21 protein-coding genes and 1 tRNA gene are annotated in these 23,185 nt (G+C 67.8%); 16 read left to right on the top strand and 6 right to left on the bottom strand.

Annotated features, from left to right (window positions below):
- Positions 1–103 precede the first annotated feature (103 nt).
- A complete protein-coding gene (locus SACMADRAFT_RS29365) occupies positions 104–460 on the bottom strand; it encodes an FmdB family zinc ribbon protein (protein ID WP_009156177.1) in 357 nt (118 codons plus the stop codon).
- 104 nt (positions 461–564) lie between these two features.
- On the bottom strand, positions 565–1,179 hold the full coding sequence (locus SACMADRAFT_RS22610) for a 5-formyltetrahydrofolate cyclo-ligase (protein WP_009156176.1): 615 nt from the start codon (positions 1,177–1,179) through the stop codon (positions 565–567).
- A gap of 24 nt (positions 1,180–1,203) precedes the next feature.
- Here SACMADRAFT_RS22610 and SACMADRAFT_RS22605 point away from each other — a divergent pair, with 24 nt between their 5' ends.
- From SACMADRAFT_RS22605 to SACMADRAFT_RS22585, 5 genes are all read left to right on the top strand, one after another.
- Complete coding sequence (locus SACMADRAFT_RS22605; protein WP_009156175.1) at positions 1,204–2,109, top strand: UTP--glucose-1-phosphate uridylyltransferase; 906 nt, start codon at positions 1,204–1,206, stop codon at positions 2,107–2,109.
- Positions 2,106–3,377: a molybdotransferase-like divisome protein Glp gene (gene glp, locus SACMADRAFT_RS22600; protein WP_009156174.1), complete on the top strand. Its 1,272-nt coding sequence runs from the start codon at positions 2,106–2,108 to the stop codon at positions 3,375–3,377. Before SACMADRAFT_RS22605 ends, glp begins: the two co-directional genes overlap by 4 nt.
- A gap of 6 nt (positions 3,378–3,383) precedes the next feature.
- Positions 3,384–4,064 carry a GNAT family N-acetyltransferase gene (locus SACMADRAFT_RS22595; RefSeq protein WP_009156173.1) on the top strand — a complete coding sequence of 227 codons (681 nt, stop codon included), beginning with the start codon at positions 3,384–3,386 and terminating at the stop codon, positions 4,062–4,064.
- 191 nt (positions 4,065–4,255) lie between these two features.
- Complete coding sequence (sepX, locus tag SACMADRAFT_RS22590) at positions 4,256–5,068, top strand: divisome protein SepX/GlpR (RefSeq protein ID WP_009156172.1); 813 nt, start codon at positions 4,256–4,258, stop codon at positions 5,066–5,068.
- Positions 5,069–5,122: 54 nt separating this feature from the next.
- Positions 5,123–5,198: transfer RNA gene (locus SACMADRAFT_RS22585), tRNA-Ala, on the top strand.
- Positions 5,199–6,084: 886 nt separating this feature from the next.
- On the opposite strand, the gene SACMADRAFT_RS30545 is transcribed toward SACMADRAFT_RS22585, so the two are convergent.
- A complete protein-coding gene (locus SACMADRAFT_RS30545) occupies positions 6,085–6,456 on the bottom strand; it encodes a hypothetical protein (protein WP_050998227.1) in 372 nt (123 codons plus the stop codon).
- Between the two features lie 195 nt (positions 6,457–6,651).
- On the opposite strand from SACMADRAFT_RS30545, the gene SACMADRAFT_RS30540 reads away from it, so the two are divergent.
- From SACMADRAFT_RS30540 to SACMADRAFT_RS22565, 3 genes are all read left to right on the top strand, one after another.
- Positions 6,652–7,086, top strand: coding sequence for a phosphotriesterase family protein (locus tag SACMADRAFT_RS30540; protein ID WP_040925838.1), 435 nt, complete (start codon positions 6,652–6,654; stop codon positions 7,084–7,086).
- Positions 7,087–7,423: 337 nt separating this feature from the next.
- A complete protein-coding gene (locus tag SACMADRAFT_RS22570) occupies positions 7,424–8,170 on the top strand; it encodes an IclR family transcriptional regulator (protein ID WP_009156171.1) in 747 nt (248 codons plus the stop codon).
- Positions 8,171–8,317: 147 nt separating this feature from the next.
- Positions 8,318–10,213 (top strand): FAD-dependent monooxygenase, encoded by a 1,896-nt coding sequence (locus SACMADRAFT_RS22565; protein ID WP_009156170.1) that lies wholly within the window; start codon positions 8,318–8,320, stop codon positions 10,211–10,213.
- A 204-nt stretch (positions 10,214–10,417) separates the two neighbouring features.
- Here the strand turns inward: SACMADRAFT_RS22565 and SACMADRAFT_RS22560 are convergent, their stop codons facing one another.
- Positions 10,418–11,044 (bottom strand): TetR/AcrR family transcriptional regulator, encoded by a 627-nt coding sequence (locus SACMADRAFT_RS22560; RefSeq protein ID WP_009156169.1) that lies wholly within the window; start codon positions 11,042–11,044, stop codon positions 10,418–10,420.
- Positions 11,045–11,108: 64 nt separating this feature from the next.
- On the opposite strand from SACMADRAFT_RS22560, the gene SACMADRAFT_RS22555 reads away from it, so the two are divergent.
- Positions 11,109–12,542, top strand: coding sequence for an MFS transporter (locus tag SACMADRAFT_RS22555; RefSeq protein ID WP_232285454.1), 1,434 nt, complete (start codon positions 11,109–11,111; stop codon positions 12,540–12,542).
- A 232-nt stretch (positions 12,543–12,774) separates the two neighbouring features.
- Here SACMADRAFT_RS22555 and SACMADRAFT_RS22550 read toward each other — a convergent pair whose 3' ends face one another.
- Positions 12,775–14,025, bottom strand: a complete 1,251-nt coding sequence (locus SACMADRAFT_RS22550) for an MFS transporter (protein WP_009156167.1) — start codon at positions 14,023–14,025, stop codon at positions 12,775–12,777.
- Between the two features lie 220 nt (positions 14,026–14,245).
- Here SACMADRAFT_RS22550 and SACMADRAFT_RS22545 point away from each other — a divergent pair, with 220 nt between their 5' ends.
- The 7 genes from SACMADRAFT_RS22545 (at position 14,246) to SACMADRAFT_RS22515 (ending at position 21,655) form a co-directional block, all read left to right on the top strand.
- Positions 14,246–15,268 carry a FecCD family ABC transporter permease gene (locus tag SACMADRAFT_RS22545; RefSeq protein ID WP_009156166.1) on the top strand — a complete coding sequence of 341 codons (1,023 nt, stop codon included), beginning with the start codon at positions 14,246–14,248 and terminating at the stop codon, positions 15,266–15,268.
- Positions 15,265–16,386 (top strand): FecCD family ABC transporter permease, encoded by a 1,122-nt coding sequence (locus tag SACMADRAFT_RS22540; RefSeq protein WP_009156165.1) that lies wholly within the window; start codon positions 15,265–15,267, stop codon positions 16,384–16,386. The genes SACMADRAFT_RS22545 and SACMADRAFT_RS22540 overlap by 4 nt, the downstream gene beginning before the upstream one ends.
- Complete coding sequence (locus tag SACMADRAFT_RS22535) at positions 16,383–17,219, top strand: ABC transporter ATP-binding protein (RefSeq protein ID WP_009156164.1); 837 nt, start codon at positions 16,383–16,385, stop codon at positions 17,217–17,219. Before SACMADRAFT_RS22540 ends, SACMADRAFT_RS22535 begins: the two co-directional genes overlap by 4 nt.
- Before the next feature lie 80 nt (positions 17,220–17,299).
- Positions 17,300–18,286 (top strand): ABC transporter substrate-binding protein, encoded by a 987-nt coding sequence (locus SACMADRAFT_RS22530; RefSeq protein WP_009156163.1) that lies wholly within the window; start codon positions 17,300–17,302, stop codon positions 18,284–18,286.
- 395 nt (positions 18,287–18,681) lie between these two features.
- Positions 18,682–19,281, top strand: coding sequence for a hypothetical protein (locus tag SACMADRAFT_RS22525; protein WP_009156162.1), 600 nt, complete (start codon positions 18,682–18,684; stop codon positions 19,279–19,281).
- 119 nt (positions 19,282–19,400) lie between these two features.
- Positions 19,401–20,171, top strand: coding sequence for an SDR family NAD(P)-dependent oxidoreductase (locus tag SACMADRAFT_RS22520; protein WP_009156161.1), 771 nt, complete (start codon positions 19,401–19,403; stop codon positions 20,169–20,171).
- Positions 20,168–21,655: an FAD-dependent oxidoreductase gene (locus SACMADRAFT_RS22515; RefSeq protein ID WP_009156160.1), complete on the top strand. Its 1,488-nt coding sequence runs from the start codon at positions 20,168–20,170 to the stop codon at positions 21,653–21,655. The genes SACMADRAFT_RS22520 and SACMADRAFT_RS22515 overlap by 4 nt, the downstream gene beginning before the upstream one ends.
- Before the next feature lie 142 nt (positions 21,656–21,797).
- On the opposite strand, the gene SACMADRAFT_RS22510 is transcribed toward SACMADRAFT_RS22515, so the two are convergent.
- Positions 21,798–23,171, bottom strand: coding sequence for an FAD-binding oxidoreductase (locus SACMADRAFT_RS22510; RefSeq protein ID WP_009156159.1), 1,374 nt, complete (start codon positions 23,169–23,171; stop codon positions 21,798–21,800).
- Positions 23,172–23,185: the final 14 nt, after the last annotated feature.

The raw sequence follows: 23,185 nt of genomic DNA, 5'->3' as shown, positions 1-23,185 counted from the left end.
CTTCGCCCTCGACCGAAACCGACGTTAGGGGCGCTGCACGCGAAGTCGGAACCCGGGAAGCGGCAGCCTGTGGATAACTAGGCCGTTGTGGATAACTGCGGTGTCACGAGGCTTTCGGCGTTGCGGCCGTGGTACTGGTTGAACTCGTGGAGCCGCCGCCGTTGTTCGATCCGGAGCCGGACCCGGCGTCGGACTTGGCGGAACTCCCGGAACCGTTGGAGGACCCGTTGGAGGAGCTGTTGGACGAACTCGACGCACCTGAGGTGCTGGACGACTTCGAGTCGGACCGAGAGTCGGTGCGGTAGAACCCACTGCCCTTGAAGATGACACCGACCGAGCCGAACAGCTTGCGCAGCGCACCCTGGCACTGCGGGCAGTCGGTCAGGCTCGCGTCATTGAACGACTGGACCACCTCGAACTGGTGGCCGCACTCCTTGCAGGCGTACTGGTAGGTCGGCACGGGGACTCCTTCTGGCGCTGGCACTCCCTTCCGGAGAGTGCTAACTCAATTTTGCTGTATGGCATTCCCCGAGCGCAATCGAGGGCCCTCTCACAGCGAGGGCTTCACAGTGAGGGCTCTATCGAAGGTAGCCGACGCAGCCCGTCACTCGGAGTCAGAACCGCCGTCATGCGCACGTCATGGGGCTCGGCGGGCAACTGGTCGACGAATTCGGTGTCGCGAATCACAGCGACCAGTTCGGCGGTCGCTGAGACGAGCGACAGCGACCGGTCGTAGTAGCCCGCACCCCTGCCGAGCCGGACCCCCGAACGGTCCACGGCAAGGGCGGGAACGAGCACGACATCGGCCTCGGCTATTGCCTTCGGTCCGAGTCGAGGCCCTTGCGGCTCCAGCACCGGACGCAGGTTGCCCTTGGCCAGTGCCGACGTGCCCGTGTACTCGGCCCAGTCGAGCGGGCCGGGCTCCGCGGGAACCACAGGAAGGAGAACACGTGTACCGCGCTCCAGGAGAACGTCGAGCAGCGCGATCGAACCGGGTTCGGACCCGAACGGGACATAACAGCACATGGTGGTCGCCGCCATCCCGGCCACCGCCTCCGTCAGCGCGGCGGCCTCGAGCACCCGCTGTTGTGCGGAGATCGCTGCTCGCCCGGCCTTCATTCGCGCCCGCCACTGTGCCTTTACCCCCGCAGGGGGGTTGTCGTTGTCTGTCTCGTTCACGTGACCAGGCTAGGCTTTGCGCCCATGACGGGCGCCACGAGTCACAACATCTTCCGGACCGCCATCGTGCCTGCCGCGGGACTCGGCACGAGATTCCTGCCGACGACCAAGGCCGTGCCCAAGGAACTGTTGCCGATCGTCGACACGCCGGGCATCGAACTTGTCGCCGCCGAAGCGGCCGAGGCCGGGGCCACGCGCATGGTGATCGTCACATCCCCCGGCAAGGAAGCTGTTGTCCAGTACTTCCGGCCGATGGAGGAACTGGAGGAGGCGCTCCGCCGCAAGGGCAAGACCGAGCAGCTGGCCAAGATCCGCAGGGCACACGGGTTGCTCGAGGTGGACGTCGCCATCCAGGAGCAGGCTCATGGGCTGGGTCATGCCGTCGCGCAGGCCGAGGCCAACCTCACCGAGGAAGACAGGGCGGTAGCCGTCCTGCTGCCCGACGACCTCGTGCTGCCGTCGGGGGTGCTGAACCGGATGGCGGACGTGCGGGCGCAGTACGGCGGCAGCGTGCTCTGTGCCTTCGACATCCCGAAGGAACAGATCTCGCCCTACGGTGTGTTCGACGTGTCCGACACCGGGGACGAGGATGTCAAGCAGGTGCACGGCATGGTGGAGAAGCCCTCGCCGGAGGCGGCGCCGTCGACCTACGCGGCGGCGGGACGCTACCTGCTGGACCGGGCGATTTTCGACGCGCTCCGCAGGATCCAGCCGGGCTCGGGCGGGGAGTTGCAGCTCACGGACGCTGTCGCGCTGCTGATCAAGGAAGGGCACCCGGTGCACATCGTCGTTCACCGGGGTGGCAGGCACGACCTCGGCAACCCCGCAGGGTTCTTGAAGGCGGCCGTGGACTTCGCACTGAGCCATCCCGAGCACGGTCCCGAGCTGAGGGAGTGGTTGACCAACCGGATCGGCAACGAGGGCTCATGACCACACGCGAGTCCGCCACCGCCGACCCGTCGTCGCCCACCGAATTCAGGTCGGTCGACGCGCAGCTATCTGTGCTCTTGGGTGCCGCCGTGCGGCCGCGCCCGGTGCGGGTCGCGATCTCCGAGGCGCAGGGACTGCTCTGCGCGGAGGAGGTGGTCGCAGAGCACGCGTTGCCCGGCTTCGACCAGGCAGCGGTGGACGGCTACGCGGTGCGCAGTGTCGATGTGCGGACGGCCAGCGAAGAAGCAGTGCAGATGCCGGTGGTCGGCGAGATTCCGGCCGGCTCGCGGCAGCCCCGGCGGTTGCAGCCCGGCCAGGCGGTCCGGGTCGCGACCGGTGCTCCGCTTCCCACGCTGGCCGACGCCGTCGTGCCCACGGCTTTCACCGACGGTCACGAGGCCAACGTCACGGTGCAGCGGTCCGTTCCTTCCCACGGCTACGTCCGTAGAACCGGGGAGGACGTGCAGATCGGCGACGTCGCCGTGCGCCGGGGTGACACGATCGGGGCCGCGCAGGTCGGCCTGCTCGCCGCCGTGGGTCGGTCGAAGGTGCTCGTCTATCCGCGACCACGGGTGTCGATCATCTCGGTGGGCGACGAGCTGGTCGACGTGGACCGCACACCCTCCGTGGGCCAGGTCTACGACGTCAACTCCTACGCGCTGGCGGCCGCTGCACGGGACGCGGGAGCGGAGGTGAGCAGGGTCGGCATCGTGCCGCTTGACCCCAAGCGGCTACGTGAGACCGTCGAGGGCAGGTTGCTGATGTCCGAGGTCGTCGTGGTGGCGGGAGGGGCAGGAGGCAGCATCGGTGAGGAGGTGCACGCCGCGCTGTCCGACCTCGGCAAGATCGACACGACGAGAGTCGCCATGCACCCCGGCTCGACACAGGCGTTCGGCAGGTTGGGCCCGGACTCGGTGCCCACCTTTCTGCTTCCGGCGAATCCGATGAGCGCACTGGTCGTTTTCGAGGTCATGATCCGGCCGCTGATCCGTGCCGCACGCGGCACCCGGAACCCCCACCGCAGGGTCATCGAGGCGCGCCTGCTCTCTCCCATCGTGTCGAGCAGGGGTCGTAGGGGTTTCCTGCGAGGCCAGCTGCTGCGCGACGAGAGCAACGGTGAGTACCTGGTGCAGCCACTCGGCACGTCGGGCTCCCATCTGCTCGCGTCGCTGGCCGAGGCCAACTGCCTGATCAACGTGGACGAGGACCTCGTCGAGGTCGCGGCGGGCGAGCAGGTCAAGGTGGCCTTCCTGGCTCAGCGCACGTGACGGCTCATGACATCGCAGGGGTATGGCGCGCCGTATGCCGCCGAACCTCGCCACCCGGGTTGGCCCGCGAGGCTGGGTCCGCTCACCGTGCGTGCGGGCACTGTGGCTTTGCGGCCGGTCCGGCTGCTCGACGGCGGAGAATGGAGCAGGATCCGGCTTCGCGATCGTGAGTACCTGGAGGAATGGGAGCCGACTCAGGCCGGGTACTGGCACGAACGCAACGCCCACTGGGCGTGGCCGCCACAGTGGGCTTCACTCCGCGGCCTGGCTCGACGCGGGCAATGTCTGCCGTTCGCGATCACCGTCGACGGTGCCTTCGCAGGGCAGATCACCGTCGGCAACATCATCAGGGCGTCGCTGCGCTCCGCCTGGGTCGGCTACTGGGTTTCCTCGCGACTGGCGGGCGGTGGCGTGGCGACGGCGGCCGTCGCGCTGGTGACCGATCACGTCTTCGCCGCCGCGGGCCTGCACCGGCTGGAAGCCACCGTCCGCCCCGAGAACAGTGCGAGCCTGCGAGTGCTGGCCAAGGTCGGTTACCGGCAGGAAGGCCTGTTCCTTCGATATCTGGACGTCGCCGGGGCATGGCGTGACCACTTGTGCTTCGCGATCACCGACGAGGAAAGGGGTGAAGGGCTGGCCGCACGACTCGTCGCCAAGGGCCTCGCCACCGCTCCTGAGCAGCGTTAAGACGCGGCAAATCTGCACCGAACGAGTGATCGGTTTACGCCGAACTACCGGCGAGCCTCCGCCGATTCTGTTACTCCTGTGACTACCGTGACGACTGTCGGTGTGGGACAGGGAGTGGGCGCTGCTCAGGACGCCCCGGCCGCGCGGTTCCACGGCGGCACAGCAGTACTGGTCGGGGGAGGTGACGGGACTTGCCGAGCTCGTTGATCATTGTCGCGCTCGCCGCGGCTTGGCTCGCCGTCCTTGTTCCCATGGTCGCGCGAAAGCGCCAGGAGATCACGCAGACCAACGACTCCGCGTTGGCTGCCCGGGTCGTGAGGAGCGGGAGCACACGAAGCGACTGGCGGAAGGAGTTCGCCATGACCGCAAACGCCGAGCCGGACGAGGACATCCACTCCGATGAAGCGGATGTCCCCAGGCACGATTACGAGGCTGACGGCGACGACGCGGACTTCGAGGAGTACGACACCTACGAGCCGGAACCCGAGCCTCGGTCGAGTTCGACGGAACAGCCTCCGGTTCGCCGCTACCGGCCGGGCCGAGGTGGCTTCGACCCGGAAGCCGCGGAACTGGCTGCCAGGGCCAAGTACGCATTCCGCCAGCGGGTCGTGCTCATGCTGCTGCTCACGGCAATCGTGACCGGCGTGCTCGCGGGCGTCGTGCTGCCGATGTTGTGGTGGGCGCACGGCGCGGCCGACGCGGTGCTGGTGGGCTACCTGGTCTACCTGCGCAGGCAGGTGCGGATCGAGGAAGAGATCCGCCAGCGCAGGCTCGCGCGGCTGCACAACAGCGCCCAGCGGGCCCCGAGGCGTTCCGATCCGCTCGCCGACATCGAGGTGCTGAAGTCGCAGGCGCCCGAGCCGCCGGGAGCCGAGCGCGACCCCGTGCCGACTTCACGTGTTCGCAGGCAGGCAGTGGTGGTGGACCTCGAGGACGAGGACCCCGCCTTCCACGAACTCGACGACCCTGGTCAACTGCCGTATCGACGCGCTGCCGGCGAGTAGGCACCCCCTGCTCGGTGGGCATGGCGACTTGCTATGCTCATCGAGCAACTCCAAGGGGCTGTAGCGCAGTTGGTAGCGCGTCTCGTTCGCATCGAGAAGGTCAGGGGTTCGATTCCCCTCAGCTCCACCATAGGATTGTTGTTAGAACCCTGCTCGCGTTGAGGTCTTGGAGCAGGACCTCAACGCAGAGAATCTAGGATGGGCCACCTGTTTGCGGGTGGCCTTCCTGCTGTTTCGGGCTTGCGGATTGGCCGGTGCGCTCTCGTCACTTCCTTGCTCGGCGGCTCGCGTGTGCTGGAGGGGCATGGAGCTGCCCGAAGGAAGATCACCTGGGTGAGCAGGCGGCGTTGGGGACTGTCGGTCATTACGATCTTCCCGCCGAGCACACCAGGTGTGTCAGGACCACTTGCGCCGATCGACCAACAGTCCCTGGTCGCAGGCGCTCGAGATCGGCTGGCAAGCCTCGTCGGCGACAGGCGCCGGGTGCGGGACCGCAGGATCGCAGCGCTCAGTGCCATGGACGCGGGCCAGGCGGCCATCGTGAGAGCAGGGGCGATGGGCCACGCGATGATGAACTGCTTGGGCCATCCTGCCAGCCACTCCAGTGACGGCCCCATGAAGATGAGGCCCATGATGCCGGCATCGTCGCGGCCGTGATGAAGGTCATGATGACCTGAGTGAGAAGGGTGCTCTTCTTGCTCATCGTCCGTTCCTCGTCCGGGACGTCGCCCTCGAAGCTCACTTTGGCTCCGCCGACCGCTCCGTTGCGGGAGTCGGGCTGCGCCTGGGGTTCATACCGTGGGTTCGATGTATCTCGCAGGAGTGCGAGGCTGGAATTCCACACCAGCCTGAATCTTTGGGCGCAGCCGTGGTCGTGGGTCTCGGCGACGGGTGAAGCGCGGGATGTCTCCCAGCTCGACTTCGGCGACTCCTGCCGCGGTGGTCCGGCTCAGCGGCGGCCGATGGTGCCGTGCCGGGACCCGGCGCGACGTCGAGCATCTCTCGTGCTGCACGCCTCACCGGCCCGGCGTCCAGCGCCAGGCGGCCTGATCGAGCTCAGTGATCGCGATGACGATGCGAAAACGCCTGGTGTTTGCGGGGAATCGGTCGGGGCGGTCGAGGCCGTCCTTGATGTCGCCGATGGCCTCGTCGAGCCATCCGTTCAGCAGGCGGTGTGTGTCGGCGTCAACGGCGGCGGCCTCGAACGAAGCCGTGGTGTAGGGGCCGATGGTGTTCCGGCGCTGGGCGGTGGAGGCCAGCCAGCCGCGGAGCCGCTCGCTCGTGCCGTCCTCGACGACCGCGACCAGCTCGCGCTCGGTTGTGCCCGTGCTCGGGGGAGGGGACCCGGTCCATGCCGGGTTGAGCCGCTCGATGATCAGCGCCTTCAATCAGATCGACCTTCAAGGGGAAGTGCGTCGTGCCCGCCGCGTCGAGGCGATGTCGTCGACCTTCGCCGACGCGTAGCTCTGGGACGAGAACAGGCTGACTCACGCGTCGAGCAGGCGGCTCGCCGGTTATCTGAGCGGCTTGGACCGCGCCGATCGCCTCGGCGCCGCCGAGGAGGTGGCGCGCCGCGGGCCTTCGTGGCACTCGACAATGCGGGCACGAAGGACGCCGACCCCCTCACCGACGAGGCCAGGGCCGCACTGGTGGCGCGGCTGTCCGAGGCCGGTCATGTGACCGAATTTCTGTTGTCGTACAACGCGATCGGCGCGGCCTTCGGCCACTCCGGCACGGATATCCCGTTCGCGCACGTACCGACCGACTTCGCGCCCCGACTCGCCGAGACCGGCCTCGGCGACGACGTCGTGCGACGAATCCTCATCGACAATCCGCGCGCTGTTGGCGGTGCATCGATCCGATGCCCGACAGCGGTGCGTGTTGCGTCGAGAGTGAACACCGTCCTAGGGCCGATTGCCGCTAGGAGGGGGTTCGTCGCCATCCAAGATCACGTCGGCTACGGCATGCCGGGTCCGAACTGGACCCTGGTGGTGGAAGGGCCGGAGGAACTCGAGTAACGCGTCGCCGAGCGGCTCGCCGACCCGGACGCTGCCGCCTGGCTGAGCCTGCACGTGCTGCGCTACCCGAAGTGCCACGAGGCGGGCACCGGCTCGTGGCCGAGCTGCCGTGCGACGAACCCTTGGTGGACGCGCACAACGCGCTGCTGCCGCCCGACGCCTTCCACTCCCGGTCGGCGCTCGGTCACGCACAAGATCTACCGCGGTGCGCAACACCCGTCCCAGGCTCGATCCTGCCCCACACCGCGTGAGCGCAGGGCTTATGCGCCGGGATGGCTTGGCGCGGCGGGTATCCTGCACAGCAGGATTCGGAGCGGGAGGGCCAACGACGACCGAGATGAAGAAGCCCCCGGCGTACGCCGTCGCGAGTGTCGATCACGCGCTGCGGCTCGCGACGATCCTGCAGCTCGAAGGCAGTCTGAGCGTGGCCGACGCCGCTCAGCGCCTTGGCGTCGCGCGCTCCACCGCCCACCGGCTGCTGGCGATGCTGGTCTACCGGGATTTCGCCGTGCAGGACGACACCAAGCGCTACCGACCCGGTCCTGTCCTGGAGCTGGCCGCGCATTCGCATTCGATGGTCTCCCGGCTGCGGCAGGCCGCGTTGCCGCACCTGTTCAGGCTCGTTGACACGCTGGGCGAGTCGGTCAACCTGACGGTGCGCACCGGCAACACCGCACGGTTTGTCGCCTGCGCCGAGTGCCGGCAGCCGCTGCGGGTGGGGTCGCGGGAGGGCATGGTCTTCCCCGCGCACCGGACCACCGCGGGACTGCTGCTGCTCGCCGAGCTCGGCGACATGGAACTGGAGGCCCTCTACGCCGGTGATCGCAAGCCTGAAGCGCCGGCGATGGACGAGCTGCGCCGTGAGCTGGCGAAGGTCCGGCGCAACGGGTTCGCGGTCAACCAGGGCCGCTCGGAGCGCGGAGTGGTCGCCGTCGGAGTGCCCGTGCGCTCCGGCGGTGCCGCGATCGCGGGCGTGTCGGTGTCAATGCCGAGCATGCGGTACGACCGGCGGCGGTTGCGCCCGATCGTGGCGACCCTTACCTCCGCCGTGGCATCTCTGGAGGAGGACCTCCGTCGGCTCTGATGAGTTACGACGATTCTGCAAAGCAGAACTCCCTGTGCCTCGCGTGGTGGCCGTCGGAGGGTGGAACGATCGGCCCTGTCGTTCGGGACCGAGCTCGGCGGCCATCCGGCTGGCCCCCGGCGTTCGAGCGAGGAGGAGTTCAGACCAGTGCAGTTCTACCTTGATGGCTACAAGCCGGGGGATCCGTTGGTCGAGGAGCCCCACCCGTCGGTGGTCGAGCGTCCGGCCGGGTTGCCGGAAACGGCCGACGTGGTGATCATCGGGTGCGGTCCGGCCGGGCTGGTGCTGGCCGCCCAGCTCGCCCAGTTCCCCGAACTCCGCACCGTGCTCGTCGACCGGCGGGACGGGCCGCTGGAAGTCGGTCAGGCCGACGGGGTCGCCTGCCGCACGGTGGAGATGTTCGAGGCGTTCGGGCTGGCCGATCAGCTCATCCATGAGGGCTACCAGGTCAATGAGGTCGCCTTCTGGCGGCCCGATCCCGAAAACCGTGGTTCGATCGTGCGTACCGCCCGCATCGAAGACGTCGAGGACGGCATCTCCGAGATGCCGCACATGATCGTCAACCAGGCCCGGATGCTGGCGTACCTGCGCGACCACATGCTTCGCTCGGCCGCCCGCGCCGAGCCGTTCTACGGGCTGCACGCCACCGACGTGCGCGTCGATGATCCCGCCGGGGAGCACCCGGTCGCGGTCACCCTGCAGCACGTCGAGAACTTCGAGCCGACCGGGCGGATCTCGACGATCCGCGCCCAGTACGTCGTCGGCTGCGACGGTTCGCGCAGCAGGACCCGCGAAGCGATAGGACGTCGGCTGGAGGGCGATGCGACCAACAGCGCTTGGGGCGTACTGGACGTCCTCGCCGTCACCGACTTCCCCGACATCCGGCTGAAGTCGGCCATCCACTCCGAGCAGGGCAGCATCCTGATCATCCCGCGCGAAGGCGGGTACCTGGTGCGGCTCTACATCGAGCTGGACAACGACCGCGACGCCGAGATGCTGCGCCACCGCAGTGCCACCCCGCAGAAGCTGGCCGCGGTCGCCAACCGGATCCTGCACCCCTACTCGATCGACGTGAAGCACGTCGGCTGGTGGGCCGTCTACGAGATCGGCCAACGCCTGTGCGAGCGCTTCGATGACGTCGATGAATCCGAGGAGCGGCTGCCGAGGGTCTTCATCGCCGGCGACGCCTGCCACACGCACAGCGCCAAAGCAGGGCAGGGCATGAACGTCTCGATGGCCGATGCCTGGAACCTTGGCTGGAAGCTGGGAACCGTGCTCCGCGGCACGTCTCGGCCGGAGGTGCTGCGCACCTACTCCGCGGAGCGGCAGCAGGTCGCCCAGCAGCTCATCGACTTCGACCGCGAGTTCGCGGCGCGGTTCAGCGCGCATTCCGACCGGGGAGAGGGCACCGATCCGGAGCGGTTCCAGCACTACTTCCGCCGGCAGGGCCGGTTCACCGCCGGGGTCGCGGTCCGCTACGAGCCCTCGATCATCACCGCGGCGTCCCCATACCAGCACCTGGCCGACGGCCTCCCGCCGGGAATGCGGTTTCACTCGGCACCGGTCATCCGCCTGGCCGACGCCAAACCGATGCACCTCGGCCACGTCGCTCGAGCCGACGGCGCCTGGCGCCTCTACGCGTTCGCCGACCGGGCGCACCCGACCAGCGCCGAGTCCCGACTGCGCGAACTGGCGGCGTTCCTGGCCTCGGCGCAATCACCGATCACAAGGTTTACCCCGCATGGTGCGGAGCCCGATTCGGTGATTGACGTACGCGCGGTGTTCCAGCAAGGGCACCGCGACATCAGCGTCGAGGACCTGCCGCCCGTCTTGCTCCCCCGCAAAGGATCGTTCGACCTAATCGACTACGAGAAGGCCTTCTGTCCTGATCCGAACACAGACATCTTCGACCTGCGGGGTCTGGACAGGGAGCGTGGAGCTCTCGTAATCGTGCGCCCCGACCAGTACGTGGCCCACATCCTGCCGCTCGACTCCCGCAACGAGCTGCTCGAGTTCTTGAGCGGAGCGCTCGTGGCGTGCTGACTGCGGCCCGACCAGCTCCACACCCAGCTGTTTGCACTGCTCGGCCAGCCGGTGCTGATCCACCTCAGCAGACACGGGTTCTGGTGTTTCGGCCACCAGCGATCCTTCCCGCCGAGCACGCTGTTCGGCGTGTCAGGCCGACCCCGGATCCACCGCTGATCAGACCGACCCTCGCCGGGATGCGTGGCCGAGCGTCGGCGTTGGTCACTGTTTGGCGGGTGCGGCGAACGCCGACTGGAGAGTGGCGTCGATGAAACGGGCCGCGTCGCCGGGGTCGAGGCGACCGGCGAGGATCTCCTCTGCGGCGCCATGCATGACGACGTGCGTGGTTGCCAGCAGCCAGCTCACCGGCAGATCGGTGCGGAAGGTGCCTTCCCGCTGCCCACGCTCCAGCAGGCGCCGCATTCGTGCCTCTGAGGCTTCGTGGAGCTCGCGGATGCGGGCCGTCGTCAGTTCCTTCTGCGCGGCCGCCAGCAGTGAGCGCGCCTCATTGAGTAGCGGCCAGCTTGAGGCGATGAGTCGGCGGAACGCCTCCGCCGGATCTCCGTCGAGCGGCACCTGGGACAGAGTCTGCTCGCCGCGTTCCAAGCTCTCCTCGATGGCCGCCTCGATGAGCTCGGCGCGGCTCTTGAAGTGCCCGTAGAGCGTCATGCGCCCCACCCCGGCCGCTGCGGCTATGTCGGCGACCGAGGCGTCCGGGTTCTTGCGCAGTGCCGCGGCTGTCGCCGAGAGGATCTTTGCCCGGTTGCGCTGGGCGTCAGCCCGCTGGTTCTGCGCCTTGCGGGCGCGCTTCTCAGCCGGATCGCGGGGCGCGGGCTTGCTGGCTAGCATGCTCCACCTCACAAGTCGTACAGGAATGTATGAGATAGTGTAGCCGTTCTTAACCTGTACATCAGTGATTGAGTTAGGGGAGATGATGGCTACATTCTCACCACCGGAGGGCGCCGTGGGTGCCCACTCCAAGCGCTGGATAGCGCTGGCGCTGCTGGGAACGGCCCAGTTCATGCTGATCCTCGACGTCACCGTCGTCGCGATCGCCCTGCCGCAGCTGGAAGCCGACCTCTCGTTGTCACGAGAAACGCTGACCTGGGTCGTCGCGGCTTACACGGTCGCCTTCGGTGGGCTGATGCTTCTCGGTGGTCGCAGCGCCGATCTGTTCGGACCGAAGCCAATCGTCTATATAGGACTCCTAGCCTTCGTTTTCGGCTCCCTGGTCGCAGGTCTGGCCGACAGCGGAACCGTGCTGCTGGTCGGGCGGGCCAGTCAGGGCATCGGCGCGGCCATGCTTTCCCCATCAGCACTTTCGGTTGTGGTCAGGCTGTTCGAGGGAGACGAGCGCAACCGGGCGCTGGGTATCTGGTCTGCGCTCGGCGGCGGCGGAGCCTCGGTCGGCGTGCTGCTCGGCGGCCTGATCTCCGCCGGTCCCGGGTGGCCGTGGGTGTTCTTCATCAACGTGCCCATCGGCTTCATCGTGCTCATCGGCCTGCTGCGCGTACTCCCGCCACTGCCGACCCAACTCGGCACGCGATCGCGCCCGGACGCGCTCGGAGCGATTCTGGTCACCGGCGCCACCGGTCTAGCGATCTACGCGCTGACGATCGCGGGCGAGAGTGGGTGGACCGGCCTACGCACACTCGTCGTCGCCGGGATCGCGGTGGTGCTCTACCTGCTGTTCGGCTGGTGGCAGAACACCACGAGCTCGCCGCTGATGGACCTCTCCCTGCTCGGCAGGCGGCCGGTGTTCTCCGGCGTGTTCGTCCTCGGCATCGCCACTGCCCTGATGGTGGCCGTGTTCTTCCTCGGCACCTTCTACTTCCAGCGGTTCGCCGGCTATGGACCACTGGTCACGGGCCTGCTGTTCCTCCCCATCGCTGTGGCCACGATGGCCGGTGCGCAGATCGCCGGACGGCTCGTCGGCAAGCTTGGTGCCCGCGGGCTGGGTGCGGTAGGCATGATCGTCGGGGCCACCGGCCTGCTGGTTCCCGCGCTGTGGGCTACCACCGTGACCACCACCATCGGGATCAGCTTCGGTGCACTCGGCATCGGCATGCTGTTCGTGGTCGCCTCGGCCACCGCGCTCGGCAATGTCGCACCGGAGGAGGCGGGCATCGCCTCGGGCCTGCTGAGTACGTTCCACGAGATCGGCGCCTCAGCCGGCGTCGCCACCGTCTCGAGTCTCGCTGTCGTCAGCCTCGCCGGAGGCGGGGATACCGGGTTCAAGCGGGCGTTCCTCGCCGCTTCGATCGCAGCGATCGCGGCAACCATCATTGCGAGCGTCGCGATTCCTGGGCGCTCGCGGCACGCATCAGCTGGGGAGGCGACCCTCTGAACCGCGGACACTGTGAGAGGCGATCCGCGCCGACGGTGTCGCGGATCCCCGGTCGCGGGCGTCGACGGCAGCGCCTGGACTGGTCGCCTGACTGTCGCTGCCGACCGGTCCTTCGAGGGCAGCGCGGTGGTCGGCGAGGTCACGGCGAACCGTGCCCGAGGAGGTCGCGCCGAGCTGGGCCTGCGACAACCAAAGGTTTGTGTCCACCAACCGAAAAGGCCTGCATCGCGTTTCAACGGTTCGCCTCGGTCAGCAGCGGGGCCGCCAGGGCGGTCCGGTCCCGCTGCCGGGTGCCCGACAGGGCAAGGCCTGCCGCCGCTGTCAGCAGGATTGCGATGACGGGAAAGGCGCCTGAAGCGGACAGCAGGCTGACGGCCAGCGCGCCCAGCACGGGCCCACCAACCTGCCCCAGGTCGAGCAGCCCGCTCGCCAGGCCCACCGCGGTGCCGCGCGTTTCGGCGGGTATCACCGCGGCTGCCACGTGGAGCACGGACTGGGCGAGTGCGGCGAAGCAGAATCCCTGGGCCAACCGCAACGGCAGCAACATCTCCGGGGTGGTTGGCAGCGCCTGCAGGCCGACGGCCACACCGCAGCACGCGGTCGCGATCGCGAAGCCGGCGTGTACCGAGTGCCGGTCGTTGCGCCTGCCCCACCACAGCCCGCCCGGCAGCGACGCCGCCCACGTGACCGCCTGCAACGCTCCCACCCACATCGTCGCGGATGCCACTGAACTGGTGATCTGCTGCACTCGCGGGGCGAAAACCACGACCAGTGCGTAGATGGCTGCCTGTGCGAGGAGGCCGGCCAGCAGGATCGAGCGGCTGTACCGGTTGCCCAGCAGCCGCGCCGCTACTTCTCGCAATGCCCGCTCCGATCGGCCGCCGCCACGTCGCGGCGCTGCCACAGGTGCGTGGGGCAGCACGAGCAGTGCCAGGCAGGCGGAGGCCAGCAGCAGCGCGGCGACACAGCCGAACAGCGCTTCGAAGCCGAACTGCCCGGCGAGCACGCTGCCGACCAGAGGCCCGAGCAACGAGCCTGCCGCGGTGGCGCCGAACAGCCCGCCCAGCGCGCGGCCCCGCCTGTCGGGTGCGGAAAGCGAACTGACGTAGCTGGCCGTCGAACTCACCACCCCGCCGCATGCGCCTTGCAGGAGGCGGTAGGCCAGGAACTCGCCGGGACCGTCGGCCAGGGCCATCAAACCGACCGCGAGTGCCAGCCCGGCGTGCGCGCGCACCACCATGACCTTGTGCCCGTACCGGTCACCAACCATCCCCCACAGCGGCGCGGTGATCAGCTGGGTCACCGCGGGCGCGGCCAGCGCGACCGCGGTCCACCACGGCACGGCCACGGCCGTGACTCCGAGATCCGAAAGGTAGAACGGGAGCAGCGGGACCACGATGGTCAGTCCCGCCACGGCGGCGAACTGGCCGAACCACAGCACGGGAATCGCGCGGTTGCTTGGCAGGCCGGGCGGAGTGTCCATCAGGCCACCGCCGTACTTGCCTGCCGAGTGCCGTAGCCGAGATCGGGGCAGGCGGCTTCCGCAGCGGTTTCGGCCCTCACGGTGCTCCCTAGGCTCGGTTGTCCCGAACTTAGGTAAGACTAAGCTAACGATGGCTGGTCCAGTCAATGCGCTGAGTGTCACAGCGAGGACGGTCGGCGACTGGTTCCGTGCCAGTTAGGTATGCCTTACATTAGTCCGCATGTCAGAGGCGGGGGCGCGATCACTCGGCCGGCCGGCCATCGGTCTGCTCGTCGCGCTGCTGCTACTCGCGGCCGCGGTGCTGTTCGGCCTCGCACTCGGTAGCCGCGCCGTGCCACTGACCGATGTGCTGCATGCGCTTCTGCGGCGCGACGGGAGCGACGCGGCGATCATCGTGTGGGAGCAGCGCATTCCGAGAACGTTGCTGGGGGTGCTGGTCGGTGCCGCGCTGGGCGTCGGCGGCGCGCTCGCCCAGGGCATCACCCGCAACCCGCTGGCCGATCCGGCGCTGCTGGGTGTGTCGGCCGGTGCGGCGCTGGCGATCGTGGTCGGCACCTTCGCGTTCGGCATCACGACCCTGGCGACACAGCTGCTTGCCGCCAGCGTGGGCGCGGCCGTCGTCGGTGGCGCTGTGCTGTCGCTGGCAGGCTACGGCCGCGCCGGTATGGCACCGGCGTCGCTTGCCCTGGTGGGCCTTTCGATGTCCGCGATGATCGTGGCGGTCATCTCCGTGCTGGTCCTGCTGGACGCCCAGACCCTCGACGAGTACCGGTTCTGGCTGGTGGGTGCACTCGCGGGGCGCGGGAGCCCCACCCTCACCACCATCGCGCCGGTGTTACTCGCCGGATTGGCGCTCACCGGCGTGGCCGCACGGGGACTCGACGCATTGGCACTCGGTGACGACGTGGCGCGTGGCATCGGCATCCGGGTCGGCCGAACCCGACTCGTCGCAGGCCTCGGTGTCATCCTGCTGACGTCCACCGCTGTCGCCGCGGCCGGTCCGATCGGTTTCGTCGGGCTGGTGGTGCCGCACGCCGCCCGCGCGCTCACCGGGCCGAGGCACGGTTGGCTGCTGCCCTACGCGGCCGTGCTCGGTGCGACGCTGCTCGTCGCGGCCGATGTGGTCGGGCGGGTGGTCGTGCGGCCGGGTGAACTCCAGGTCGGCGTGGTCACGGCGGTTGTCGGCGCTCCGGTCGTGCTGCTGCTGGTGCGGCGGGCCAAACTCGCGGGAGCGGTGTTGTGAGTACCGCCTCGACGTCCTTCGCCCGCTCGGGCCCCGCACTGGTCGGCCGGTCGCGCAGGGGAGCCCTCAGCGTGCTCATCCATCCGCGCGGCTTGCTGCTCGGCTCGGCGCTGCTGGGGCTGCTACTCGTGCTTTGCGTGCTGGCCATCGCCGTCGGAACCCGGACGATCCCGCTAGCGCAGGTGCTCGGCGGACTCCTCGGTGAGGCCGACAGCGCGACCACGCTGATCGTCCAGCGCTTCCGCCTGCCGCGCGTGGCGGTGGCCGTGCTGGTCGGCGCCGCACTCGGGCTCTCCGGTGCGATCGTGCAGTCGGTGACGCGCAACCCGATCGCGGCTCCCGACGTGATCGGGGTGACCGCAGGCGCCAGTTTCGGCGCCGTGATCGTGCTGTTGGCTTTCGGCGGTGGGACGGTCGGCTATGGGGGCGCGGCCGCCGAACTGTCCAGGATCGGATTGCCCGTCGGGGCGGTCATCGGTGCGTTCCTCGCCGCGGTCGTCGTCCTGGGTGTGGCAAGTCTGCGCGGGCGAGGTGGTGCGGGCGCGACGTTCAGCACGCAGCGGGTCGTGCTCGTGGGCATCGTGTGCCACGCCGCCTTCATCGCGCTGGTGCACTGGAGCTTGACGACCGGCGACGTGGACCAGGCCACGAAGGCGGCCGTATGGCTGGTCGGAAGCCTGCACGGTCGCGGCTGGGAACACGTTGCCGGGGTAGGACTCGCACTCGCCGTGTTGCTGCCGAGCGCACTGCTGCTCGGCAGGCGGCTGAGCGTGCTTGCGCTCGGTGAACCGGCCGCGGCCACACTGGGCGTTGCCGTCGCGCGGACCCAGGTCGCGTCCTTCGCCGTCGCTTTCGCCCTGACAGGTACCGCCGTGGCCGCCGCGGGGCCGGTCAACTTCGTCGCTTTGCTGGCACCGCAGCTGGCTCGCAGGATCGTCGGCACCTCGGGGATTCCGCTGATCGCGTCCGCGTTGGTGGGTGCGGTCGTGCTGCTCGCGGCGGACCTCGTCGCCAGGCTGCTGGTCCCCGGCACCGAGCTTCCCGCGGGCGCGGTGACAGCTCTGGTCGGCGCCCCATACCTGTTGTGGCTGGTGGTTCGTACCGGAGGTGGTCGATGACCAGGACCTCGGAAGGCCTCGATCAGCAACTTTCCGTGGCCGCTGCGTCGAGCCTGCGAGCCGAACGGCTGCGCGTCGGGTACGGCGCCGACCGGATGGTGATCGAGCAACTCGACCTCCAACTGCCTGCAGGTGCGGTGACAGCCGTCATCGGCGCCAACGGCTCGGGCAAGTCGACGCTGCTGCGCACGCTGGCGCGGCTGCTCTGGCCGTCCGGCGGACAGGTGCTTTTGGACGGTCGGGATGTCCACCGGATGCGTACCCGGGATGTCGCGAGGAAGCTGGGCCTGTTGCCGCAGGCGCCGACCACGCCGGAAAGCATCACGGTGCGAGACCTTGTCCGGCGCGGTCGCACGCCACACACCTCGGTGTGGCGGCAATGGTCAGAAGCGGACGAGAAAGCCCTGCTCGCGGCCCTGGCTTCGACCGATCTCGCCGACCTGGCCGACGAACCCGTCGACACGCTGTCCGGGGGGCAGCGGCAGCGGGCCTGGCTGGCGCTCGTCATCGCCCAGAACACGCCGTGGCTGCTGCTCGACGAGCCCACCACCTTCCTCGACATCGCGCATCAGATCGACGTGCTGGAACTCGTGCGGCGGCTCAACCGAGACCATGGTCGGACAGTGGTGATGGTGCTGCACGATCTGAATCAGGCAAGCCGTTACGCGGACCATCTCGTCGCGTTGCGCGCCGGTGCGGTCGTCGCCACCGGCGCGCCCGTCGACGTCGTAACCGAAGAACTCGTGACGACGGTGTTCGACGTGCGAGCGCGGATCGTGCCCGATCCGGTGGCCGGTAGTCCACTTGTCGTGCCGGTCGGCCGGGCCACGTGACGATCACCTCTTCCGTATGACGACCGCCTCGACTAACTTGAGCGAAGTAAGGTTTCCCTAACCTAACTACTGGAGGGGCTGTGCGAGTACGCAAGCGACGAGTCGGAGCGAGGGTCACGGCCGCGCTCGCGGGGCTGGCCCTGCTGGTCGGCCTGGCCGGCTGCGGTGGCGGTGAGACGCCGCAGAGCGCGAACCAGGGCGGCACCGCGCAGGCCGGGTTTCCGCGAACGGTGCAGCACGACAAGGGCTCGACGACGATCGAGACGAAGCCGGAGCGCATCGTCGCACTCGACCCGAGCCTGGTGGAGGCTGTCCTCGCGCTGGATCGGCCGCTCCTGGGCGGTATCGGCAGCTACGGCGACGACCGGGAATTCCCCTCCTACCTCGGCGACGCGGTGAGTGCCACCGAGGAGGTCGGTCCCCTTGAGTCGCCGAATCTGGAGGCGATCGCGGCTTTGGAACCGGATCTGATCGTTTCGGCCACCGTGCGCCACGACGCGCTGTACGACGAGCTTTCCGCCATCGCGCCGACGGTGTTCGTCGAGACAACAGGTCCGATGTGGAAGGAAAACATCACCATGCTCGGCAAGGCGCTGGGTGCGGAAGCGAAGGCAGCGCAGTCGCTGTCCGCCTACGAGCAGCGCGCCGCCGCACTCGGCAAGGCGATCAACGAGAAGGCGAACAATCCCACCATCTCGGCGATCCGGTTCATGGGAGGCCCGACCCGCTTGCTGGGCAAGGAATCGTTCACCGGCATCGTTCTCGACGACATGGGGCTGGCGCGGCCGAAAGCTCAGGACGTCGACGAGTTCGCGGTGGAGATCGGTGAGGAGCAGATCCGCAAGGCCGACGGCGACCACATTTTCGTCTCCACATACGAAGGCGGCGACCAGTCCAGGGAACGCTTCCTGCGCAACCCGCTGTGGCGAAAGCTCACCGCCGTCAGGGAAGGCAATGTCCACGAGGTGAACGACGCGACGTGGATGCTCTCGGTGAGCCTGCAGGGCGCGAACTACATGATGGACGACATGGCGAAGATCTTCGGGGTCGACCCGATGCGCCGGTAGCGGCCGGACCGTGGCGATGCCGGCCCAGACCGCCGGGCGGAATCAGCACCACCCGCGGCTGTCGGCGTTGCCGGGGAGCCAGCCTTCCACCCGCAGGAGTTCCGCCGCTCGCGGCCGGTGTCGGCGCGTGGTCTCGTCCAGCAGAACCGGGGTCTCATGCGCTTCGCACGAAGGCTGTCCTTTCACGGCACAGTGCGCGGTCGAGCACGCAAGCGTGGAAGAGCTGTTGTCCGACAGCGCAGAACAGTTTCCGTCCGGCGAAGTCAAGTTCCTCCTTGTGCCGGGACCCGGCTTCGCAGGCCACCGGCATCGCCATGCGTACTGGTCGAGACCGCCGAGTTCGCGCGTGGTTTGAACGCCTTTGCGTCGCTCCACGGTCCCGATACCCTTCCGCCATGGCTGAGCTCCATCGAACCGAGGACTTCAGGAACCTGGCTGATGCGCTTGAGACAGAGTTCGCCGCCCGGAACATGCGATTGAAGCCAGGGGGTGCGAAGGAGCTGCTGTGCGCATACCTGGACCAGTTGGCCGCCGAGTCGGGGATGAGCAAGCGAAGCGCGTTGGCAACTCTTTCGGCGGAGACCGCGGTCTCGCTTGCTCGCAGCGCCGCCAGAACCATGCGTGAGACCGAGGCCGCCCATGACGAGGTGCTACCACCGATCCCGCTGACCATGCCAGACGCAGGCTTGCTGATATCGACGTTCGCCGTGGCAGCCCGCATCGGCGCGATTAACGGCGACCCGGATGTGGCAGCCGACCTGTGCGAGGTCATCACTCGCGTCGGCATAGAGCTTCGTACCCAAGCAGCACCCGCCGCGCCTGCCCTCCTCGTCCGGAACGGCCTCAGGTGTGTGGGCCTTGCCGCCGACCGGTTGGCCGAGGGAACGTGGACGGTGGTGCCCGGAATGGATCAGCCGGACACCGATCAAGACGTTTCCGCGCAACTCAAAGCCGACCTGGCGGCTATCGCCGAACTCGCGGCCCGAGAAGTATAGGCCCGACGCGGCGACCGATTCTGAGCGTTCGGCAGGGGTTGGAGCGCCCCACTCACGCCCATCGACCAACCGCAACGCCAGAGATGCCCGGTGCGGTCTCTCGGGGCGATGCTGTTCGCATGGGTGAATTCGATGGCAAGACCATCCTGATCACAGGTGGTGGCAGCGGCATAGGTCTTGCCACCGCAGCGCGGCTTGTTCGCGAAGGGGCGAATGTCGTTCTCGCCGGCCGCCGAGCCGACAGGGTGGAGACAGCGGCGAAGGAACTGGACCCGGCAGGTGGCCGGGCCATTGGTGTGGTCGCGGACGTATCCCGCACCGACAGTCTCGACAATCTCATTGCCGCGGTACGTACACGTTACGGGCGGCTGGACGGCGTCTTCGCCAATGCTGGTGTCCCCTTTTCTTCACCGAGTGAGTTGGTGAGTGAGAAAGACTTCGACAGAGTCTTGGACATCAACTTGAAAGGAGTCTTCTTCACTATCCAGAAATCAGTCCCGCTGTTCGATCGCGGCGGCTTCGTTGTGATCAATGGATCTGTCATGGCGCACCGTGGCCTGGGTTTGGCGTCGGTGTACGCCGCGGCAAAAGCCGCGGCCACCAATCTCACGCGCACGCTCGCGTCGGACCTGGCCGACAAGAGCATCAGGGTCAACGCGGTGAGCCCCGGCTTCACCCGCACGGAGATGCTCGACGAGGTCGCGCCGACGGAGCAGGCACGTGAGGCCATCCGGGCCCAGATCCCGTTGGGCGAGTTCGGTGAGCCCGAGCAGGTGGCCGACGTGGTGACCTTCCTGCTTTCGTCCCGCGCGGGCTACGTCACAGGTCAGGACCTCGGCGTGGATGGTGGTCTCGCGAACTCCGTTCCGATGAGCGCAGGCAGCCGATGACGGACACGGACCAGCTGAGTAGCGACAACGACCCGGAGATTCAGGAGGTGACCGCGATGGACCACGACGTAGAGACCCGCGCGGTGGTACTGGGCGGAAGCATTGCCGGACTGTTCGCGGCCAGGGTGCTCGCCGACGTCTACGACGAGGTGCGAATTGTCGATCGCGACGTGCTCGTCGGTACGAAGACACCAAGGAAGTCCTGCCCGCAGACCTATCAGGCCAATGGACTGCTCGCACGCGGGCAGCAGATCATGGAGGAGCTCTTTCCCGGGATTACGCAGGAGCTGGTCGATCACGGCGTGCCCAAAGGGGACCTTTCGGGTAGCACGCGCTGGTACTTCCAAGGCAACCGGTTGAAGCAACAGCACGGCGACCTCGTCACGCTGGGTGTACTTCGCCCTGTGCTGGAGTGGCACATTCGGGAACGTGTCCAGCGACTCCCCAACGTGGTGTTCGTGGAGCAGCACGACATTCTCGGTCTCGTCACCACGGCCGACAACAGCCGGGTCATCGGTGCTCGAGTGCAGGCCAAGGGCGATAAGGCCGAGCAGGTCATCGACGCCGACCTGGTGGTGGACGCGACCGGGCGGGGTTCACGTACCCCGGTCTGGTTGGAACAACTCGGGTACGAAAGGCCCGAAGAGGAGCGTAAGAAGATCGACCTGGTCTACGTGACGCAACATTTCAAGCTCCGACCGGGAATTGACCCGTTCGAGGACGACGTCTGCATAAACCCGGTCGCTCACGCGGACCTACCCCGCGGCGCCGTCTTCTTCAAGACCGATGGCGGCCTGCTGGAGATGACCACCTACGGGATGCTCGGTGACCATCCTCCAACAGACCAGGCCGGACTCTACGAGTGGATCAAGTCGTTGCCCGCACCTGATGTCTACGAGACGCTGCGCTACGCGGACCCCGTCGACGAGCCGGTAGCGTTCCGGTTCCCGACGACTCTACGCAGGCACTATGAGAAGCTGAAGCGGTTCCCCGAGGGCCTTTTGGTCACCGGTGACGCGCTCACCTGCTTCAACCCGGTCTACGCCCAGGGTATGAGCGTCGCCGCGTTGTGTGCCATCGGAATGCGGCCGCATCTCCACAGCGGAGCGGTTCCGCAGCCGCTCGACTACTTCCGAGACATCGCACGCGACGCGATAGAAGCTCCATGGGACATGACGAACACGGTCGATCTGAGCTTCCCCCGCGTTCCTGGCAACCGAACCCTGAAGGTGCGCGTAGGGAACTGGTACCTGAAGCGGGTGCAGATTGCCGCTACGCGCGATGGCAATGTGACCGCGGCCTACTTCAAGGCCGCGGGTCTCGTCACCCCGCTCGAGTCGTTGATGCGTCCCTCGATGGTCCTGCGCGTGCTGTTGAAGTCCATGCTCGGTCCTTCGAAGGCGAGTCAGCAACCGTACGGCTGGGTCGCCCCGGAGGGCGCCGAACCTGTCATCCCGGACACCGAGCTGCGACCGGCGGCGTGAATTCGGAGCGGCAGCGGCGATCGCGCCGACGGCGGGTACCGCGTCGGCGCGATCAGGCGCCGGTACCACCTGCGGATATGGTGGTGCTACGAGTAACGAACAGTCGGTTGTGTACCCGATCTGTCAGCCGACACCTGTGGAATCAGGCCGGCTTGATGTTGGCGTTTCGGTGGAAGACGTTGTGCGGGTCGTAGAGACTCTTGAGCTTGGCCAGCCGCTCGTATTTTTCCGTCCCGTAGGCGGCTCGCACCCGGTCGTCGGTGGATTTGCCGATGGCGTTCACATACGTGCCCGTCGCTGCGATGTGCGGCGTGAGCGCCTCCCAGAAGGACCTCACCCAGACGCGCTCGGTCGCCAACAGCTCAGCGGTAGGGCACATTCCGACGACGAAAGCGGCGTACTGGGGTTTGCGGCTGCCACTGAACGCGGTGTCCTCGTCCGCGGGCCGGGAGTATTCCTCGTCGAGGCGATACAGCGTCAGCATGGAGTTGGCCGAACTCTTGCGGGGTAGCTGCTCGCACACCGTCGATATCACCTCGTCGGACAGGTCCTCGAGGTAGAGGCTCTTCTCGTAGCAGAGCGTGCCCCACGGACTGCCTTCATCGAGCAACTGCTGAAGCGCGACGTAAGGCATCGGTGCGGTGAAGTCGAACAGCGGTGGCAGGGCGGCTCGGAGAGCGTCGACGATCTCGGAGTGAGTCTCGGGAGACCCGAAGCCGGCGACCATGAGCGCGTATCCCGTCCGCAGGTGGTACTGCTCGGGGACGAACTCGGCGGCCGGTGCGGAAAGCCCGGCGACAACGATGTTGAGTTCTCGTGGCAGTGCCGCGATCGTGTCACGTGCCAGCCGCAGGAGCTCAGGCCCCTGCTCGACGTCCCAGAACAGGAATCCGAACTGAATGGTCGGCCCGACGTCGTGCAACGCCAGCTCGAATTCGGTGACCACCCCGAAGTTTCCACCACCACCGCGGATGGCCCAGAACAGCTCGGGGTTCTCGTTCTCGCTGACGCGCAGGACGCTGCCGTCGGCAGTAACCATCTCGGCGGACACAAGGTTGTCGATGGTCAGCCCGGCCTGACGGGTCAACCAGCCCATCCCGCCACCCAGCGTGAGGCCGGCGATACCGGTGTGGCTGATCAGGCCGGTCGGCACGGCCAACCCGTGCTCTTGTGTGGCGGCATCCAGTTCGGCCAGCCGGGCACCGGCGCCGACCCGTGCCCGCTTCGTGGTGGGATCCACCTCGACGGAGTTGATGTCGCTGAGATCGATGACCAGCCCGTCGTCGACCGCTGACATGCCCGGCGTGCTGTGCCCGCCGCCACGGACAGCGATTTCCAGCGCCTCCTCCCGTGCGTACCTGATCGCCGCTACGACGTCGGAGACCGAGGCGCAGCGCACGATCAGTGCGGGCCGACGGTCGATGTCGCCATTCCAGACTTTCCTCGCCTCGGCGTACTCCGGATCGTCGGGCCCGATCACGGCCCCGGCAATGGAGTCGCTCAGAGAACGCGTCATTTCGCCGCCTTTCC

Source organism: Saccharomonospora marina XMU15 (genome assembly GCF_000244955.1).
GTDB classification, from domain to species: domain Bacteria; phylum Actinomycetota; class Actinomycetes; order Mycobacteriales; family Pseudonocardiaceae; genus Saccharomonospora_A; species Saccharomonospora_A marina.
This window is presented reverse-complemented; position numbering and strand designations above follow the sequence as displayed.